This is a genomic window from Microcoleus sp. bin48.metabat.b7b8b9.023 (genome assembly GCF_013299185.1).
Classification (GTDB): Bacteria; Cyanobacteriota; Cyanobacteriia; order Cyanobacteriales; family Microcoleaceae; genus Microcoleus.
This window is the reverse complement of the sequence record NZ_JAAFKG010000031.1, coordinates 26758-43149: the sequence shown is the minus strand read 5'-3', so window position 1 is coordinate 43149 and position 16392 is coordinate 26758. Positions and strand designations below refer to the sequence as shown.

At 46.5% G+C, this 16392-nt stretch carries 17 protein-coding genes; 10 read left to right on the top strand and 7 right to left on the bottom strand.

Annotation, left to right across the window (positions count from 1 at the left end):
* Positions 1–120 precede the first annotated feature (120 nt).
* Complete coding sequence (locus QZW82_RS18170; RefSeq protein WP_293150707.1) at positions 121–531, top strand: hypothetical protein; 411 nt, start codon at positions 121–123, stop codon at positions 529–531.
* Between the two features lie 65 nt (positions 532–596).
* Here the strand turns inward: QZW82_RS18170 and QZW82_RS18165 are convergent, their stop codons facing one another.
* The 3 genes from QZW82_RS18165 to rbfA all read right to left on the bottom strand — a co-directional run bounded on the left by QZW82_RS18165 (position 597) and on the right by rbfA (position 3409).
* A complete protein-coding gene (locus QZW82_RS18165) occupies positions 597–827 on the bottom strand; it encodes a DUF4327 family protein (protein WP_293150704.1) in 231 nt (76 codons plus the stop codon).
* 356 nt (positions 828–1183) lie between these two features.
* A complete protein-coding gene (locus tag QZW82_RS18160; protein ID WP_293150844.1) occupies positions 1184–2830 on the bottom strand; it encodes a glycoside hydrolase family 3 N-terminal domain-containing protein in 1647 nt (548 codons plus the stop codon).
* A gap of 120 nt (positions 2831–2950) precedes the next feature.
* Complete coding sequence (gene rbfA / locus QZW82_RS18155; RefSeq protein WP_293150699.1) at positions 2951–3409, bottom strand: 30S ribosome-binding factor RbfA; 459 nt, start codon at positions 3407–3409, stop codon at positions 2951–2953.
* A gap of 121 nt (positions 3410–3530) precedes the next feature.
* Here rbfA and QZW82_RS18150 point away from each other — a divergent pair, with 121 nt between their 5' ends.
* From QZW82_RS18150 to sipA, 3 genes are all read left to right on the top strand, one after another.
* Positions 3531–3755 (top strand): hypothetical protein, encoded by a 225-nt coding sequence (locus tag QZW82_RS18150; protein WP_293150696.1) that lies wholly within the window; start codon positions 3531–3533, stop codon positions 3753–3755.
* Between the two features lie 180 nt (positions 3756–3935).
* The gene (locus tag QZW82_RS18145; protein WP_293150693.1) at positions 3936–4157 is read left to right on the top strand and encodes a hypothetical protein; all 222 of its coding nucleotides are present in this window, start codon (positions 3936–3938) and stop codon (positions 4155–4157) included.
* Between the two features lie 72 nt (positions 4158–4229).
* Positions 4230–4451 carry a regulatory protein SipA gene (gene sipA, locus QZW82_RS18140; protein ID WP_293150690.1) on the top strand — a complete coding sequence of 74 codons (222 nt, stop codon included), beginning with the start codon at positions 4230–4232 and terminating at the stop codon, positions 4449–4451.
* Here the strand turns inward: sipA and QZW82_RS18135 are convergent.
* Both QZW82_RS18135 and QZW82_RS18130 read right to left on the bottom strand, forming a co-directional pair.
* Positions 4444–4569, bottom strand: coding sequence for a hypothetical protein (locus QZW82_RS18135; protein WP_293150687.1), 126 nt, complete (start codon positions 4567–4569; stop codon positions 4444–4446). The two genes, sipA and QZW82_RS18135, sit on opposite strands and share 8 nt — an antisense overlap.
* Positions 4570–4579: 10 nt before the next feature.
* A complete protein-coding gene (locus QZW82_RS18130) occupies positions 4580–7906 on the bottom strand; it encodes an EAL domain-containing protein (protein WP_293150684.1) in 3327 nt (1108 codons plus the stop codon).
* A 578-nt stretch (positions 7907–8484) separates the two neighbouring features.
* Here QZW82_RS18130 and QZW82_RS18125 point away from each other — a divergent pair.
* The gene (locus QZW82_RS18125; protein WP_293150681.1) at positions 8485–8925 is read left to right on the top strand and encodes a pentapeptide repeat-containing protein; all 441 of its coding nucleotides are present in this window, start codon (positions 8485–8487) and stop codon (positions 8923–8925) included.
* Between the two features lie 619 nt (positions 8926–9544).
* Here the strand turns inward: QZW82_RS18125 and crtH are convergent.
* Positions 9545–11089 (bottom strand): carotenoid isomerase, encoded by a 1545-nt coding sequence (gene crtH / locus QZW82_RS18120; protein WP_293150678.1) that lies wholly within the window; start codon positions 11087–11089, stop codon positions 9545–9547.
* Positions 11090–11675: 586 nt separating this feature from the next.
* Here crtH and upp point away from each other — a divergent pair.
* From upp to QZW82_RS18105, 3 genes are all read left to right on the top strand, one after another.
* Positions 11676–12326 carry a uracil phosphoribosyltransferase gene (gene upp, locus QZW82_RS18115; RefSeq protein WP_293150841.1) on the top strand — a complete coding sequence of 217 codons (651 nt, stop codon included), beginning with the start codon at positions 11676–11678 and terminating at the stop codon, positions 12324–12326.
* A 224-nt stretch (positions 12327–12550) separates the two neighbouring features.
* A complete protein-coding gene (locus QZW82_RS18110; protein ID WP_293150675.1) occupies positions 12551–13021 on the top strand; it encodes a TMEM165/GDT1 family protein in 471 nt (156 codons plus the stop codon).
* A 275-nt stretch (positions 13022–13296) separates the two neighbouring features.
* Positions 13297–13590: a TMEM165/GDT1 family protein gene (locus tag QZW82_RS18105; protein WP_293133962.1), complete on the top strand. Its 294-nt coding sequence runs from the start codon at positions 13297–13299 to the stop codon at positions 13588–13590.
* 130 nt (positions 13591–13720) lie between these two features.
* Here the strand turns inward: QZW82_RS18105 and QZW82_RS18100 are convergent, their stop codons facing one another.
* The gene (locus tag QZW82_RS18100) at positions 13721–14227 is read right to left on the bottom strand and encodes a DUF4149 domain-containing protein (RefSeq protein WP_293150672.1); all 507 of its coding nucleotides are present in this window, start codon (positions 14225–14227) and stop codon (positions 13721–13723) included.
* 298 nt (positions 14228–14525) lie between these two features.
* Between QZW82_RS18100 and QZW82_RS18095 the strand changes: the two genes are divergently transcribed.
* Positions 14526–14846 (top strand): nucleotidyltransferase domain-containing protein, encoded by a 321-nt coding sequence (locus QZW82_RS18095; RefSeq protein ID WP_293150669.1) that lies wholly within the window; start codon positions 14526–14528, stop codon positions 14844–14846.
* A gap of 262 nt (positions 14847–15108) precedes the next feature.
* Complete coding sequence (locus QZW82_RS18090; RefSeq protein WP_293150666.1) at positions 15109–16371, top strand: MFS transporter; 1263 nt, start codon at positions 15109–15111, stop codon at positions 16369–16371.
* Positions 16372–16392 lie beyond the last annotated feature (21 nt).

Below are 16392 nucleotides of genomic sequence, written 5' to 3'. Positions count from 1 at the left end.
TTGTGAACGGGCATCGCGACCAACAACTTCGCATCTGCGCTCGAAAAGCGGCAATCCCGCCGCATAGGGATTAACTGGCGAACCAAAAACTCCGAAAAACTTTCTAGCGGCATTTCTTAGATGAATCCCGATAACCTGCCTCAAATGCTGCAAACTGGATTTCACCTAACTTTAGGTGCAACTTCCTTTTTACTTGAGACATTGCAAGATCCTCAGAAGCGAGAAGAAAATCTGGACAAACTTCGTCAGTCGGATTTAAGTCCACTAGCTTCGGAGTTGTTGGAAAAAGGAGAAATGACCGATCGAGAAGCCCGTAATTTTGTCGATACTATTTTCTCTCAACCAGGCGATCGGGAGAATGCACGCAGCGAGGAATCCGGATCGACACAGCAATCGGATACAGCAACTGACACTACTCCCGAGTTGGTTGTACAGCCTGATGTAAAACTAGAGATTCAAGAATTAACTGCACAGATGGCAGCGCTGAGGGCCGAATTGGAAAATTTGCGCGCCGAAAATTCCCATGATTAAAGAAGTAAGCATCTTTAACACAGCCGGAGTTTAGTTGGAAACAACTTATTGAAGAGAACTAAACTTTAGTCGTTATCCCAGTTTTCAGTACCGATTAAGTCGGCGATGCGATCGCGCAACAAGAAATCGCATTTTTCCAATTCTCCTTCTACGCAAGCCCATTCTCGGGGCGGAATGAACTGACACAGTGTGTAAATAGGCTGTTGCCTGCTGAGTACGCCTTCATGGACGAGGTGGCGTGCTTCGTCTTGGATAACATCTAAAGAGTATTGGATTCTGATAGTTGACTGAATCATAATGCGCCCTCAAGGTTTTACTACTAAAAAATTATGGCCCTGTTAATAATATAATCCAAACTTAGGATTATGGAAGTTAAATTTTTTTCTGTATACTGAGATACTGTTTGCCGATTAATTTGAAAAACTTATAGAGATGATGAGGGAGCAATGGGATCTGCCTGGGGATTTTGAGGGGTGGCAGATGTTGCAGGCTAAGAGGCGAATCTACGGCAAAGCTTTATTCAGGACTTAGAAAGTTGCGACAGATTCCCGGTTTCTGGATGCTGCGCCGCAAAAGCAAAATTTCTGACAGAAACCGGGTGGATCGATTTAAGTGCTGGTGAAGCCAAGGAAAGACTTGGCAGTCTGGCAGATCAAGCATTGCCCGTTTTGTTAATGCCGAATAGCAACTCTACAGTGAGAGATTGAGCTGCGGGCATTTGTCCGAAACAAAATATATAAGGAATAGTCGGAGGCAAGTGTGGCAAAAATTGTTCTAAAACGTAGGGGCTTCCGTAAACTACCACAGCTTGCAGTTCTCCCGTCTTTAATAAATTTTTAAACCAATCTTGAGCCGCTTGGGTTAACCCTGCACTACCTCGGAAGCAATTGCCCCGAATGAAAATTTGCAGCAGTGTCGGAGAAAAATGCTCTGCGCTTGAATTATGACTCAAATCGCCTGTCCGATCGTCAATTAGTTGCAATTCGTAACCAAACTGTTCGGGAATCGCGATCGCCGGGGTGTGTGTTCCCAAAAACTCGCAACCCAAAACATCATCTACAACAATCAAATTCCGCAAAATTTGCTTTTCCGAGGTTTTTTTAGCCACTAAAGGCAAAGCGCCACCAAATTTTAAAGAATCTCGCAAAATATCGGCAGCCGTCGCCCTTGCCTCTGCTGTTGCCAGCAAAATTAAGTCGCTAGAACTACCCCCCTTGCTCAGAGGCGGTTGAGGCGGGTCGAATTTGGGATTTGTGGCTGTTTGGTCGATCGACAAACCCACTTTAATTTTCGCTTTCCAAATTCGCTTGACAGATTCTTTGATTTGTGATATGTCGAGTCGCCCTTGAGTGACAGCTTCGCAGACAGCCAGAATCGCCCCTTCCGGGTCAAGCGGCATCAGCAAAACATCAGCACCAGCCTCGGCAGCCAAAACAGCAGCTTCATTAGGGCCGTACTTATTGGCGATCGCGCCCATCACCAAAGCATCAGTCACAATCAAACCATCAAATCCCAACTCTTGGCGCAGCTTTCCGATCAAGATTTTGCGAGAAAGAGTAGCCGGAAACTCGTCATCCCAAGCCGGAATCAGCAAGTGAGCACTCATCACAGCATCCACCCCGGAGGCGATCGCCCCTACAAAAGGAGGCAACTCAATCTGGGCCAATCGATCGGGCGAATGCGACAAAACCGGCAATTCCAAGTGAGAATCAACCGCCGTATCTCCGTGGCCGGGAAAATGCTTAGCCGTAGTCAAAATCGGGTGTTCGCCTGCGCCGCGAATAAAAGCACTTGCCAATTTGCTGACAATTTCCGGTGTCTCGCCAAAAGCGCGGACGTTAATCACAGGATTGTCAGGATTGTTGTTAACATCGACCACCGGTGCGAGAATCCAATTGAGACCGATCGCCCTAGCTTCGATCGCAGTCACAGCGCCCATTTGTTCCGCATAGCGATCTGCTTTACCCGCATCGTGCCGCGCAATTTCAGCAATAGCCATCGGCGGCCCGAACCAAGTCGCCCCGGCGAACCGCTGGCCGACACCTTCCTCAATATCGGCAGCCAGCAGCAGCGGAAATTTTGCCCAAGACTGCAATTGGTGCGATCGAACGGCCAATTCCGCAGCACTTCCCCCGACCAAAATCACCCCACCCACGCCCAAATTTTCCAGATAATAGCGGAGTTTGTCGGCCGTTGGTTCCCAGGCCCGATAGCGAATTTGGTGGTCAAACAAGTAGCCTGAAGCGCGCACCACGAACATCTGGGCTACAAGTTCGGGTAAGGAAAGATTGTCAATCATGGGAAATTGGGAATTGGGAATTGGGAATTGGGAATCGGGAATCGGGCATTGGGAATTGGGCATTGGAATCATAGATTTGGACACTCGCATTACATAATTCCAATGCCACCGGATTTGAGATTAATCCTCGTCTTCTTCTAAATCATCATCATCATCATCATCATCATCATTGGTCAATTTTTCGCCATCATCCGTCAATTCTTCGTTGTCAAACATACCTGGTTTGCGATCGGCAGAAAGCTGGTTCAGCAAGATCAGCATTTTATCACCCCGTTCCAAAGAACGATCTTCAAGAAATACCACTTCCGGAGTCCGGCGCAGTTGTATCCGGTGGCCTAGCTGGTTGCGGACGTAGCTAGTGGCAGATTTCAAACCTTCCATAGTCTCGGCCTTCGCCTCATCAGTACCGTAGATGCTGACAAAAATCTTTGTATGCTGAAGATCTCCGGAAACAATTACGTCGGTAACGCTAACCATACCCGCACCTACACGATCGTCCTTAATGCCGTTGAGCAACATCAGGCTGACTTCCCGTTTAATCATTGAAGCTACGCGCTCAATGCGACGACTTGTAGCCATAGCAATTATTCCCTACCTCTTCTATAACATACCGATCGGCTGTTTTTATCCCGATTGACAATTGTAGCGCGATCGGTGTCAAAATCGATTTAGTGTCCCGTGCCACCGGAAAGCTAAAGTCATGCGATCGACAACTCTGGAACAACTATCTGCTGCCGATGCCGAAGCCATCCTAAAATACCTTCCCGAACGAATTCGTGCCGCCCTGATTGCCCGTGCGGCTGAAATTGAATATCCGATCGAAATTGTTGTGTCCAGGCCAATTGCTAGCTTCCTCGATAGCGAAGCACTTGGTTTTGCCGATTGCAAACCGGTGCGCGTTCAACAGTTGACAGTTGACAGTTGACAATTGACAGTTGACAATTGACAGTTGACAATTGACAGTTGACAGTTTGAGAGCGACCTCTACCTATAAGTCAGAGGATTGGAGTTGAATAGTCTGATTTTCATTTCTCGGACTCCGGCGGGTGGCTTTCAACCAATTCTTTCTGGTAACTAAAGAATCTGAACTTGAAATCAGAGAATCATGACTCAAACTATCGCCACGCAACACCTTTCGACCGAAGCTATTCATCAGTTAGTCGATTATTTGCCTGACTATATAAAAGCTGCCCTCTTGTCCAAGTCCGCTGAACTTGAATGTCCTCTCGAAGCGGCAATCGAAATGGCAATCTCCAGCTTTTTAGACGAAGAATCCTTTAGCTTTGAGGATTGTTTGCTGGCCAAACGCATGAAAGATACTGTCTGAAATTTCATAGATATCGATCGCACTCCCAGTTAAGCTTAGGTTATGCCGATCGCCAATAAAAACATAAAAACTATGGATAAAGAATTTACCATCGGTCAAAAAGTCCGAGTTGTGGCGATGCCACCTTTCGTGAAAACTGCCGAACCGATGCCGATGCTGCGGCCTGCGAATGTAATTGCGATCGGGGCCCAGGGTGTTGTGATCGATCGGCGTCCCGGCAATTATTGGGGCATTCGCTTTGAAAAAGGTGCTTTTCTCTTAGACAGTCAGTACATTGAAGCTGATATCAGTTGACAGTTGACAGTTGACAGTTGACAGTTGACAGTTGTAAATGAGAATTGGCAATAGGGAATTGATAATGGGGAACTTTCAACCAATAACCAATAACCAATAACCAATAACTACTGACCACTGTCAACTATTCAAGAAGCTAACTTGGTCTCAAAACCCAAAGAATCAACCGAAAATTCCCCCAAAACTTCCTCTACAATAGGAGAGCCAAAATTACAACTTTGAGGCTTTCCCAAATAATAACCTTGACCGTAATCTACCCCAAGTTCCTTGAGTTTATCCATAACTGCTTGACTTTCCACATACTCGGCAATAGTTTTAATTCCCATGGCGTGGGCAATTTTGGTAATAGCTTCCACCATGACAATATCAATAGGATTCTCGGCAAGATTTTTAATAAAATTCCCATCTATTTTGATATAGTCAACAGGCAAATTTTTTAGGTAAGCAAAGGAAGACATCCCGCTACCGAAGTCGTCCAAGGCAAACTGGCAGCCGAGTTCCTTGAGTTTCCAAATTAAGCAGGCTGCTTTGCTGAGATTCGCGATCGCCACGGTTTCGGTAATTTCAAAACAAATTATTTCCGGCGGTATTTGATAGATAGAAAACTGCTCTTGAATAAAGTCGATGAATTTTTCTTCGTTAAGGCTGTCCCCAGAAAGGTTGATTGCATAAAGGCTGGGATGTTTTGTAAATGAAGCTTGTGAATTAGACAAGGAGCAGCAAGCAGGCAAGGTAGCTATTTTATCGCTGTCTGCGCCGGGGTTTTGGACTAAGAGATTTGCCGTGAAAATTTTAGATAAATTGCTAAATAAAGTGCGAATTACCCAGCGATCGATCGCGTGCATCAAGTTGTAGCGTTCGGCAGCCGGAATAAATGCCATTGGTGAGACTAACTGACCGTTCTCAAGCTGGAGGCGGAGGAGGATTTCGCAGTGGGTGCCGGTGGTGGGGAGCTCTCGCAAATGTACGATCGGCTGAGAGTACAAGCGAAAGCGATTCTCTTCTAAAGCTTGATTGATTTCGACTACCCACTGGGTTTCGCCGTGCTGTTTGATTAATTCCCGATCGCCCGCTTGATAAACCTGCACCCGATTGCGGCCTTTATTTTTAGCAGCATAGCAGGCTAGATCGGCCGCGCTCAACACCGCAGAAGTCGATACTGTTTTGGGATTAATTGCCACCAAACCGATACTGACGCCGATCGCAAAAGTTTTGTCCTGCCACGCAAACCGGAATTCCTGAATGTTTTGCAGTAGCAATTTTGCAACATCTAAGCCCTGTTCTGGCGGACAATTGTACAGGAGTACAGCAAACTCATCGCCGCCCAGACGAGCCAAAATATCTGTTTTGCGGATATTGCTTTTAAGTAGCTGGCTGACTTGGCGCAGCATTTCGTCGCCTGCAACGTGACCGCTGGTGTCGTTAACTATTTTGAAGCGATCGAGATCCAGGTAAAGCATCACGTGTTCTTGACCGTAACCTTGAGAACTGTGCAGGGCGTGTTCTAGCTGGTACTCAAATTCGTGACGGTTGACCAATTGCGTCAGCGGGTCGTGAGTTGCCTGCCAGGTGAGTTGTCGCGCTTGAGTTCGCACTTGGGTGACATCTCGAAATACAACGACGGCCCCGACAATTGTGCCGTTACTAGCGTGGATGGGGGCAACGCAATGGTCGATCGCAAATTCGCGGTTGTGGCGCGCAATCAGCAAGCTGTTGTGTCCTTGGTCAACAATCCGACCTTCGTACAAAGCAATTTGGGCGATATTTTCGATCGGCATCCGAGTAGTTTCGTCAACTATTCTCAACACGCCCGCTAGGGGCAAACCTTTAGCTTCTGAGGTTGACCAACCCGTGAGTTTTTCGGCAACTGGATTGAGGGTAGAAATGTAGCCGTTGCTGTCAGTAGCGATTACTGCATCGCCGATCGATTGTAGGGTAACTTGAGCTAGTTCTTTTTCCTTAAAAAAAGCTTGTTCCATGCGCTTGCGATCGCTAATATCGCGCTGCACGGACACCCAGTGAGTCAGGTTTCCCGACTCGTCAGCAACTGGTACGCTGTTGAGTTCCACCCAATAAGTGGAACCATCTTTGCGGTAGTTGATCAATTCCAAGCGCAGGGGTTCTCGGCGAGAGAAAGCGCGGCGAATTTTGGCAACTTGAGCGCCATCGCTGTCGGGCCCGCGCAGACAACTCGGTGTTTGGCCGATAATTTCTGCGGGCCGATAACCGGTCATTTGGGTAAAAGCTTCGTTGACATAGATGATGGTGGGATCGGAGATATCGCTGTATCCCGCATCCATAATCACGATCGCGTCGTTAGCGTTAACTACGGCAGATTCTAACAGTTGCAGCCGCACCTCTGCCTGCTTGCGGGTAACGATTTCCTGTTCCAGTCGGCTGTTAGTCAAGCTTAGAGATGCGATCGCTTTTTGCAATTCGCTAGTCTGTTCTTGGACGCTGGCGTGCAAAATATCGATCGCCCCGGACATTTCCATCGGGTCAAGTACGCTCAGTAAAGTGCTTTGAGTAACTATTCCCAGCAGTTCTCCGCCTTCGGCAGTGACTACTAACCTGCGGACTAAACGCTGCTGCATTTCCTGATGAGCCACCCAAAGCGAGTCTTCTGGCTTGAGACTAAATAAAGGGCTACTCATTACAGTTTCGGCGATCGTCTGCGACAAATCTATATCTAAAGCTTGAAATTCGACAATATCCCGTTCCGTGACTATGCCTACAGGAATTGGGAACGACACATTCATCGATAATTCTGTTGGCGCTGTAATTACCACGCAGCTAACGCGGTGCTGCGCCATCAACTCGGCTAAACTGATAACTGACGAGGTAACAGGCGCTTGAATAACTTGTGCAGTCATTACTTCTTTCACCAGGCGCATTTTTAAGATATTTGCCGGTTGCACCATCCCTTGGCGAATGCTTTCTGGCGTAATTACTCCTAAAAGTTGACCGTCACTGTCTAATACTGGCAAATGGTGAATTCGTTGTTGCCCCAACAGAATTAAGGCGCTAAAAATGTCTCTATCTTCACCTTTCGTCAGAGTTGCTGTCGGCTGCTGCATAACTTCTGCGATCGTAACATTTTTTAAGTTTTTGCCAGATGCAATCAAATCGACGAGATCCCTCTCAGTGAAGATTCCTTGCAATTGAGAATTTTGAGCAGATTGCGAGTCGGATTTTTCGAGGGATTGTTCGACGACAAAGACGCAGATACCTCTGGCGTCTCTGAGGGCGCTTGAGGTGAGGGGATTTGAGATTTCTGTGAGTTGCGGGTAGATATCGGTGGGTGGAATGTCTGGGTTTATAGAGCAACTTCCGCGCCGTTGGCCCATCAGGGTAATTACTTCTGCTAATGGGGTATCGGGCGCAACTGTCAAGGGGGAGCGGTCAATTACTTGATCTAAAGTCGGCAGATGCTTGGAGGAATCATTTTTTATCATAGGATTTAATTCATTTTGGCGATCGCGCGTTAACTCTGCAACCTTGCTAAAAAGCGCTGCTTTCCAATCAATATGTGGATTTTGACAGCGCTGCTGACACGTAATTAAAATTTTTTCTTAAAAATGCACCCCGAACTTAGGCAGGGAAGCTGGCCGATGACGGCTCTGGCTCTACCTATAAAGTTATAACCATATCTTGATTTTAAATGTAAATTTTCTGTCCCGTGACAGTTTTATTATAAATAATGTATTTCTAGGGAACTTTTTGGCAGATAATTAACTCAGACGATCGTCCATCGCAGCGGTAATTATATCCATCTTCGGCAAGAGACGTATGTTCGCTGTCCTGGCTAACCTAGAAAAGATTACTACAAAAACAGACCGTATTAAGTTCGGCAGTGTTAAGTTTTACGATATTAAGTTTTGCGAGCTTTTCTAGACCACCTGCCGGTTGCGGAGGATAATGAATATCACAGCAGGTCTGTGAATTCGATCGCAAATTTGCGAAAACGACCGTGGTAAGCTTGTAGATATAAACAGAAGAACTTAAACATCAAGTCTGGGGAGGAAAAGGGATTATGAAACGCCATTTACTAGCCACAACTTTTTTAATTGCTCCCCTACTGTTTGCCGGGCCCGCTAGTGCTGCAAATCCCGCTCAGGTCAAGCAGCTACTCTCCACTGGGCAATGCTTTGGGTGTGACTTGTCAGGAGCAAATTTGGCGGAGGCTCATTTGATTGGTGCAGATTTGAGAGAAGCGAATTTGCAAGGCGCAAACCTCTCCAATGCTAACCTCGAAGGCGCTGACTTGACCGGGGCTAACTTGACGGGTGCCAACTTAACCGCAGTTTTCCTGACTAACGCCAGTTTAAATGGCGCAGACCTCGATCGGGCAAATCTGACAGCCGCCATCATCAACACCGCTGACGTATCAGGCGCATCAATGGAAAACATGACCATTACTGATGCCAAAATCTACAATACCCAAATCGGCGTAGGCGGCAGCTACGATCAGTAAACTCATTTAACAAATAGTCGGGAACTCCCCCACCTCTGGTAATGAAGCAAGAGCGAAGCAAATTGCGGAATGGCTCATGTGGGGGATGAAAGACGCGGCTGTTTCCGCTATCGCTGCAACAGCCAATTCAGAGTATAATTGAGTTGGTCGTTGACCCACCCGCATGGCTGACCACAAAAGGCTTTTAGCCTGGGAACTAGCATGAGAAACGGGGAAAGAACAAATCCGCTGGCTGACCATTGTCGTAAGTCCTCCATGCGTTGTACGAATAGAAATCAAACAATCTCAGGAAGTGGGATTGCTGCCTGTGGAGGCTGTGTAAGACCAACGCTATGACGGCATAGTAGAGGCAACGGCTGTTGAGACGGGAAACTCCGAAGACGAATAAGACCGTCCTTGTTAGCTCCGGTTGGAAGCCCCAACTTCAGCGAAGCAAGTTGGGGTACTTCACAGAATGCAAACAGGCAATTTTCAATTGAAAAACCCGGTTTCTGTAGAGAAACCGGGTTTTTAGTCTTTAGGTTGGTAGTGAGGACTTCAGTCCTATCTTATTGGATGAGGACTGAAGTCCTCACTACCAACCTGATTGGAGTTATTTTAAATGTGACGAACCCTACCACTAAAACCCCAAATCCACAGCAATTCGATGGGCACAAGCAAACCCAGAAAATGCCACCGCATTTAAACCCTGTCCGGGAAACGTGCTATCGCCCACACAATACAAACCAGGCATAGAAGTTCGATTAAACGGCATCCCCAACAAACCCATTAACTTCTGGCGGGGAATCGGCCCGTAAGTTCCATCTTCGCGGCCCAAAAAGCGGCGGTGAGAACGCGCCGTCCCAACTTCCATATAATCCAAACCAGCATCTAAACCCGGAAAAATCTTTTCTAATCTGTCAATAATTCTGCCGCCTGCCTCTTCTTTTTTCTCCTCGTATTCCTGCTGAGAAAGTCCTTCCCATTCTTCCATCCAGCTAGAAGTAAAAGCATGAACGATATGATATCCTGCCGGAGCTAAATCTGGGTCGAGTACCGTTGGAATTGATACTAAAATAGTTCCTTCTGGGGCTTCCATTTTGTCCCAATCTTCTAACAAAATGTGGTGGCAGGCAGTACCAGCAGGGATGACGCTGGCTTCTACTCCTAAATGCAAGCTCAAGAAACTGGGGGCTTTTTGATAGCGCTGCTGCCATTTCTTCTCGCTAGCTGGCATCTCTTCGGCAGGCAACAATTTCTCGAAAGTATCCCAGCGCGTCGCATTAGAAACTATCCGTTTGGCTCGGTAAACTTCGCCAGTTACTAGCTCGACTCCGACAGCGCGACCGTTTTCTGTGATAATTTTTTTTGCTTTAGCTTTGTACTGAATTGTCCCGCCGCATTTTTCTAATCCTTCTACTAATTTTTGGGCAATTTGACCGACTCCGCCTTTGGGATAATTGATACCGCCGTAATGTCTGTCGGAAAATACCATTCCGGCGTTAATCATCGGCGTTAAGTCTGCGGGTACTACAGACCAGTAGTAGCATTCCATGTCGATAAATTTCAGCAAAGTCGGGTCTTTTATGTAGCGCCGCGCAATGTCGCCAGTATTTTGAGGGAGATATTTTACTAATCCCAAACAGGCTAAAGGATTCTGAAAAAAGACTCGAACTAGATATCCAGGTTCTTCTAGGGATAGCAATTCCATGCCGTTGAGGCAGTTGAATACGCTCCAGCATTCGCCGTAAAATTTCTGGATGCCTTCGCGCTCGTGAGGAAACCTGTCAATTAATTCTTGCAAGTATTTGTCATAAGGCTGGGGAACTTCCAGATCCAGACCTGAGGGTAGGTGATAGTGAAGCTGTACCGGGTCGGGAATTGTTTCTAGGCTGACGTTGACGGCTTTGAGGGCGCGGGTGAGGAGGTTGGTGGTGCCGCGCTGTCCGAACCCAAATATCATGGAGGCTCCAACATCAAATCTGTAGCCTTCTCGATCGAAATATCCAGCACTACCCCCCGGAATTGTGTAGCTTTCGAGTACCAAAACTTTGGCTTTCTTGGCTGCTAGCTGGGTTGCAGTCACGAGTCCGCCAATGCCGGAACCGATGACTATCACATCAAACTCTTGCTCTGTCGGGCGGGAGTTGGCGGAAAATAACTGGGATTGGGTAGGAGCTGACATTTGGTTAAAAATCTTAATATTTATACAATTTTACAGTCGATCGCTCCAGAAGGAAGAAGGAAGAAGGAAGAAGGAAGAAGGAAGAAACTATGCCCTATGCCCTATGCCCTATGCCCTATGCCCTATGCCCTATGCCCTATGCCCAATTCCCTATGCTCCTACGTCAAAAAAATGCGGGAACAGTCTACCATTGCCGACTGCCCCCGTCTGCCGATCCTTTGAGAGGAGAACACTAAAAATTACTATAGCCTTGTTGCTAATTTATGTCAATACTGTTGAAAAAATATTTCAATAAAGTGACGAAGGTCTACAAACAAAGAGACTTATAGCCTTTCTCAGAAAGATGAGGTAAATAAGGCATAGGGCATGGGGCATAGGGCATGGGGCATAGGGCATAGGGCATAGGGCATACCTCACTTTTTCGAGAACCGCTATATAGGATTTTAGATTTTAGATTAAAGAATGGAAGATTGTGATAAGTTGCACAGAGCGATCGTTAGCGAAGCCCGCCCTACGGGGGCTACGCCAACGAAAACGATCGCACCGCATCAAATCCTTCAAATCTAGCAATTTCCCCAATTTCCTCATGCCCCTGCAACTGCGCGTTTACGTTCCGCCCCACCCGTTAATTAAACATTGGCTGGCTGTCGCCCGCGACGCCGCCACCCCATCGGTACTTTTTCGTTCTGCGATGACAGAATTGGGACGCTGGCTCGCCTACGAGGCAATTCGAGATTGGCTACCGACAGTGGAAACAACGGTGCAGACGCCTTTGAGCCCATGTCCGGCGACTTTTATTAACCCGGAAGCTCCGTTAGTTGTGGTACCGATTTTGCGGGCGGGTTTATCACTGCTGGAAGGAATTCAGACGGTTGTGCCGCTGGCTTCGGTTTACCATCTGGGTATGGCGAGGAATGAGGAGACGCTGGAGCCGACTTGTTATTTGAATAAATTGCCGGCGCAGTTTAACCCGGAAACGCGGGTGATAATTAGCGAGCCGATGCTGGCGACTGGCGGGACGATTGTGGCGACAATGCAGGAATTGATTTCACGGGGAGTTAACCCGAGTTTGATTCGGATTATTTCTGTGGTGGCTGCTCCTCCGGCTTTGAAGCGGCTGAGTACGGAGTACCCGAGTTTGGTTCTTTACACGGCAACGATCGACGAAATAGTCAACGAACAGGGGTTTATTGTACCTGGTTTGGGTGATGCGGGCGATCGAACTTACGGCACTTGAACCAGGGAATTTTGGATTTGGGATTTGAGATTTTGGATTTTGGATTTTGGATTGACAGATAACTGTGGGGCTTCTATCCGTGTTTGGGTGAGGTGAGCAGTTTCTGGAATTGGTTGCGGAATCTCCGGAAAAAAAGATGGGTCTGGTTTGGTAAAAGCAGGCACAGAGAAAGTTAAGATCGAAAGTAGAAGTCAAAAATAAATAGCGTTTAGCACTCATTGCCCGTGAAACTTGATTCTGTACCGCCAAACTTGTCTGATTCTGACTCAGAAACCCCCAATTCTGATTTGCCACCACAAGTACAACTACAAAAACTTAAAGATACTTCTGAGATTTGTGCTGCTTTAACCCCTGAGCAGGCAGAAATTTCAGTGAGTGCAAATCCCGATATCTGTCAGGAAGAAAAGCAACTGAAGCCGAAGCATTGGGCAATTTTTGCTTCGACTTTTGCCACTATTTTTTTTGCGGAAGTTGGAGATAAAACTCAAGTTGCGATTTTGTTGATGACGGCTGAATCTCGGAATCCTTGGATTGTGTTTGCGGGTGCGGGTTCGGCTTTGATTGCAACGAGTTTGTTGGGGGTTTTGCTGGGAAGGTGGCTGGCGACTCGAATTGCTCCGCAAACTTTGGAGAGGGCTGCGGGAGTGATTTTGCTGGCGATTTCGGCGGTTTTACTTTGGGAAGTGCTGGGTTAAACGATGTGCGTTTGTAGTGCGGACTTCAGTCCGCTTCGGCGGTTTTACTTTGGGAAGTGCTGGGTTAAACGATGTGCTTTTGTAGTGCGGACTTCAGTCCGCTTTATTATGCTGCGGACTGAAGTCCGCACTACAAACGGTTTTTGTGACGGTAATCAACCGGACACGATCTGACTGATAGTTAACAACATGGGTATGTGGAAAGAAATCGGGTTTCTCGAAGTTTGTGAGTAAATTGTAGATTTCTAAATACCTAACTAAGAACTAAAAAAAATATGGATTGGCAACTTTTAGGAATAACCTTTATTACGGTGTTTTTGTCAGAATTGGGTGACAAAAGTCAATTAGCTGCGATCGCCCTTGGTAGCAGTTGCAACTCGCCGCGGGCTGTATTTTTCGGTACGGCGTCGGCGCTGCTGTTGGCGAGTTTCCTTGGTGTTTTGGTTGGACAAGGTACGGCGGAGGTGTTACCGGAGAGGTTGGTAAAGACGATCGCTGCGATCGGATTTGCGGTGATGGGCTTGCGCCTGCTGTGGCCAAAATCAGATGAGGCTGAAGCTTCCGAGTAGGATTTGCGATCGGGAAACTTGATATAGTTGACGATCGCTAAAATTCCCAAAAATTAACGGCGGGCGTAAATTCACGCCCGCCGCTACAGATTGAGTTTTTTCTCAATTCAACCTTTGAGGATTGTGTGAATTAAACTTGGTTTTGGTAGCACCAGCCCAGCAGCGTACCGCCGACAGCCAACTTTAGCGCTTCCAAAACAAAATATCCTTGGTGGAGTGAATTCATTGCGGCGGGCACTTCTGCTGCGGAGTCGAACAGATTTAGCTGAATTCCCAAAGCGCTCATTTGAGGTGTGAGGCCGTAGGTGTCAATCAGGGCGATCGCCAGAAGTACCAAAGATAATACGATCGCTGTGCGGCTGCGCTTGCCCGAGTCACCCATTAAATTGCTCAAAACCATCAAACCCGTTGCTACCAAGCCCGAACAGATTAACTCAACGCGGTTGAATCCCCAGAACATTAAATTTCCGGCTGCTGCAAAATCAGAAGATACCATCATGCCAGATACATAGAGACTCGGCATAATAACTAGATCGATAATCAGGCTACCGCTGAGCCAGAAAATCAAGGCTACCATGACAATTGCTTGCCAGCGGGGTCTGATTGATTCCACTCTCGACGATGTAATAGCTGTCATATAAATTAGAACCTCTAAAATTTTCTTCTGCCTTTTCTAGAGCTTAACTAACTTTTTTCTCAAATCGTGTTAAGTATTTTTAAATTAATGGTAACTTTTGTGTAACTGAATTAGAAGAATTGTTAAGCTGGTAGGTGTTTCTGTTGGAAGGCTTCGGTAGCTGGCGATCGCACAGCAATAGTTTAAACGTTGTGGCGATCGCAAACAACTATTGATAATTACTCATAGCAATATACCGATAAAATTTATGTGTTATTATTATTACAGTTAAATTGCCAAATATCAAAGATATTAGCCAATGATTGAAATAAACAAAATTCTGGAATTGAGTGCGGCAATAGCCAATCAATTTAAACCAGAAAAAATGATTTTGTTCGGCTCTTACGCCTATGGGAATCCCACGAGCGATTCGGATGTTGATATGTTGGTAATTTTATCTTCAGAAGGTAATAATTTTCGCAAAACTTGGGAAATACTAAGTAAAACTCAACCGAAATTTGCTCTAGATTTATTAGTGCGAACTCCTGCTGAAATTGAACAACGACTAGCTTGGAATGATTTATTTGTCAGGGAAATTATCGAAAAAGGAAAGGTGATTTATGAATCGGCTGACACTTGAATTCATCGAAAAGCTTGCAAACAAATACGGTTGAGGTTTGGTTTGACTCGACAATACCTAAATTATGCTTTAATTTTATTTTAATTCTTCAGTCTGCGGAGGCAGACATCGTTTATACATACCTGGTTTCAACCGCAGACTCTTATAAATTTATAGCCTTTCTCAAAAAAGTGATGTATGCCCGCTAATCCTATGCCCTATGCCCTATGCCCTATGCCCTATCCCCATGAGTACCTCATCTTTCTGAGAAAGGCTATAATATATGCCTAAATTTCAATTCTCATCTTGGCTTCCCCGTCTCCCTACTCAAGTGTGGATTCTCGCCGCCGGCAGATTCCTCTCCCAAAGCGGTAGCGGCTTTACTTTATTTTACGCGCCGATCTTTTTTGTCGATCGCGTCGGCTTGTCTGCAACTGCTGTTGGGATTGGTTTGGGTAGCGGTTCAATCTCGGGAATATTCGGCCGCATTTTGGGCGGTTCTTTTTGCGATTCCCAATTTTGGGGAAGGCGGCGAACTTTATTGCTGGCGGCAATGATTTCGGCTGTCGCTTCTTTTCTGTTGGCGGCGACTCATGATTTTCCAGGTTTAGTTGCTGCTAATTTATTGATGGGTTTTGGTGTGGGTTTGTATTGGCCTCCAACCGAAAGTATGGTTGCGGATTTAACTGAGGGCGCACAGCGACAGGAGGCTTTTGCTTTGACGCGGCTGGCTGATAATTTGGGTTTGCAAGTTGGGATTATTTTGGGCGGTGTTTTGATTGCGGTAACGGGGAATTATCGATCGCTCTTTATTATCGATGGTATCTCGTTTTTAGTGCTGTTTGCGGTGGTTTGGGGCGCAATTTCAGAAACCTACAAACCAGCTAACTCAACGGATACAAGCAAAAAAAATCTCAAAAATGGCTGGATGGTGGCGCTGGGCGATCGCACTTTGCTAGTCTATGCTTTAGTCAATACTCTGTTTACTCTCTACATTTCCCAAATTCAAACCACGATGCCGTTGTATTTTAGTAAGTTTGTGCCGGCGGGGACATCGGGAACAGGCTTTTCTACGGGTACAATTACGGTTTTGTTTGCTTTTAGCACATTTTTAACTGTGGCTTTGCAGATGCCGGTGGTTAAGGCTTTGAGGCGGTTTTCTCATCCGCAAGCTTTGATGATTTCGGCGCTGCTGTGGGGAATGGGGTTTATTGCGATCGGCTTGACGGGAATGGCTGCAACTGGCAATCTATTTTTAGCGGTTGTTGGCTTGACTTTTTTGTCGGTTGCTACTGTTGCTTATACACCTTTTGCTTCGGCTTTGGTGGTGGATTTAGCGCCGGAGTCTTTGCGCGGCGTGTATTTAGCGGTTAATTCTCAGTGTTGGGCTATAGGCTATTTAATCGGCCCGCCACTGGGCGGTTTTGCTTTGGATCGAGGTAAATGGGGGGCGGATAATTTCTGGTTGGGCTTGGCTATTAGTGTGATACTGGCGATCGCAATTTTGCAAAAGGTCGATCGAATGTTAAAAAAAAGTAGTCATTAGTCATTAGTCATTAGTCGTAGG

Excerpts from the sequence above, each read along its gene's own strand:
- QZW82_RS18170 (WP_293150707.1), top strand. The coding sequence starts at position 121 with ATGAATCCCGATAACCTGCCTCAAATGCTGCAAACTGGATTTCACCTA.
- QZW82_RS18165 (WP_293150704.1), bottom strand. The coding sequence starts at position 827 with ATGATTCAGTCAACTATCAGAATCCAATACTCTTTAGATGTTATCCAA.
- QZW82_RS18160 (WP_293150844.1), bottom strand. The coding sequence starts at position 2,830 with ATGATTGACAATCTTTCCTTACCCGAACTTGTAGCCCAGATGTTCGTG.
- rbfA (WP_293150699.1), bottom strand. The coding sequence starts at position 3,409 with ATGGCTACAAGTCGTCGCATTGAGCGCGTAGCTTCAATGATTAAACGG.
- QZW82_RS18150 (WP_293150696.1), top strand. The coding sequence starts at position 3,531 with ATGCGATCGACAACTCTGGAACAACTATCTGCTGCCGATGCCGAAGCC.
- QZW82_RS18145 (WP_293150693.1), top strand. The coding sequence starts at position 3,936 with ATGACTCAAACTATCGCCACGCAACACCTTTCGACCGAAGCTATTCAT.
- sipA (WP_293150690.1), top strand. The coding sequence starts at position 4,230 with ATGGATAAAGAATTTACCATCGGTCAAAAAGTCCGAGTTGTGGCGATG.
- QZW82_RS18130 (WP_293150684.1), bottom strand. The coding sequence starts at position 7,906 with ATGATAAAAAATGATTCCTCCAAGCATCTGCCGACTTTAGATCAAGTA.
- QZW82_RS18125 (WP_293150681.1), top strand. The coding sequence starts at position 8,485 with ATGAAACGCCATTTACTAGCCACAACTTTTTTAATTGCTCCCCTACTG.
- crtH (WP_293150678.1), bottom strand. The coding sequence starts at position 11,089 with ATGTCAGCTCCTACCCAATCCCAGTTATTTTCCGCCAACTCCCGCCCG.
- upp (WP_293150841.1), top strand. The coding sequence starts at position 11,676 with ATGCCCCTGCAACTGCGCGTTTACGTTCCGCCCCACCCGTTAATTAAA.
- QZW82_RS18105 (WP_293133962.1), top strand. The coding sequence starts at position 13,297 with ATGGATTGGCAACTTTTAGGAATAACCTTTATTACGGTGTTTTTGTCA.
- QZW82_RS18100 (WP_293150672.1), bottom strand. The coding sequence starts at position 14,227 with ATGACAGCTATTACATCGTCGAGAGTGGAATCAATCAGACCCCGCTGG.
- QZW82_RS18095 (WP_293150669.1), top strand. The coding sequence starts at position 14,526 with ATGATTGAAATAAACAAAATTCTGGAATTGAGTGCGGCAATAGCCAAT.
- QZW82_RS18090 (WP_293150666.1), top strand. The coding sequence starts at position 15,109 with ATGCCTAAATTTCAATTCTCATCTTGGCTTCCCCGTCTCCCTACTCAA.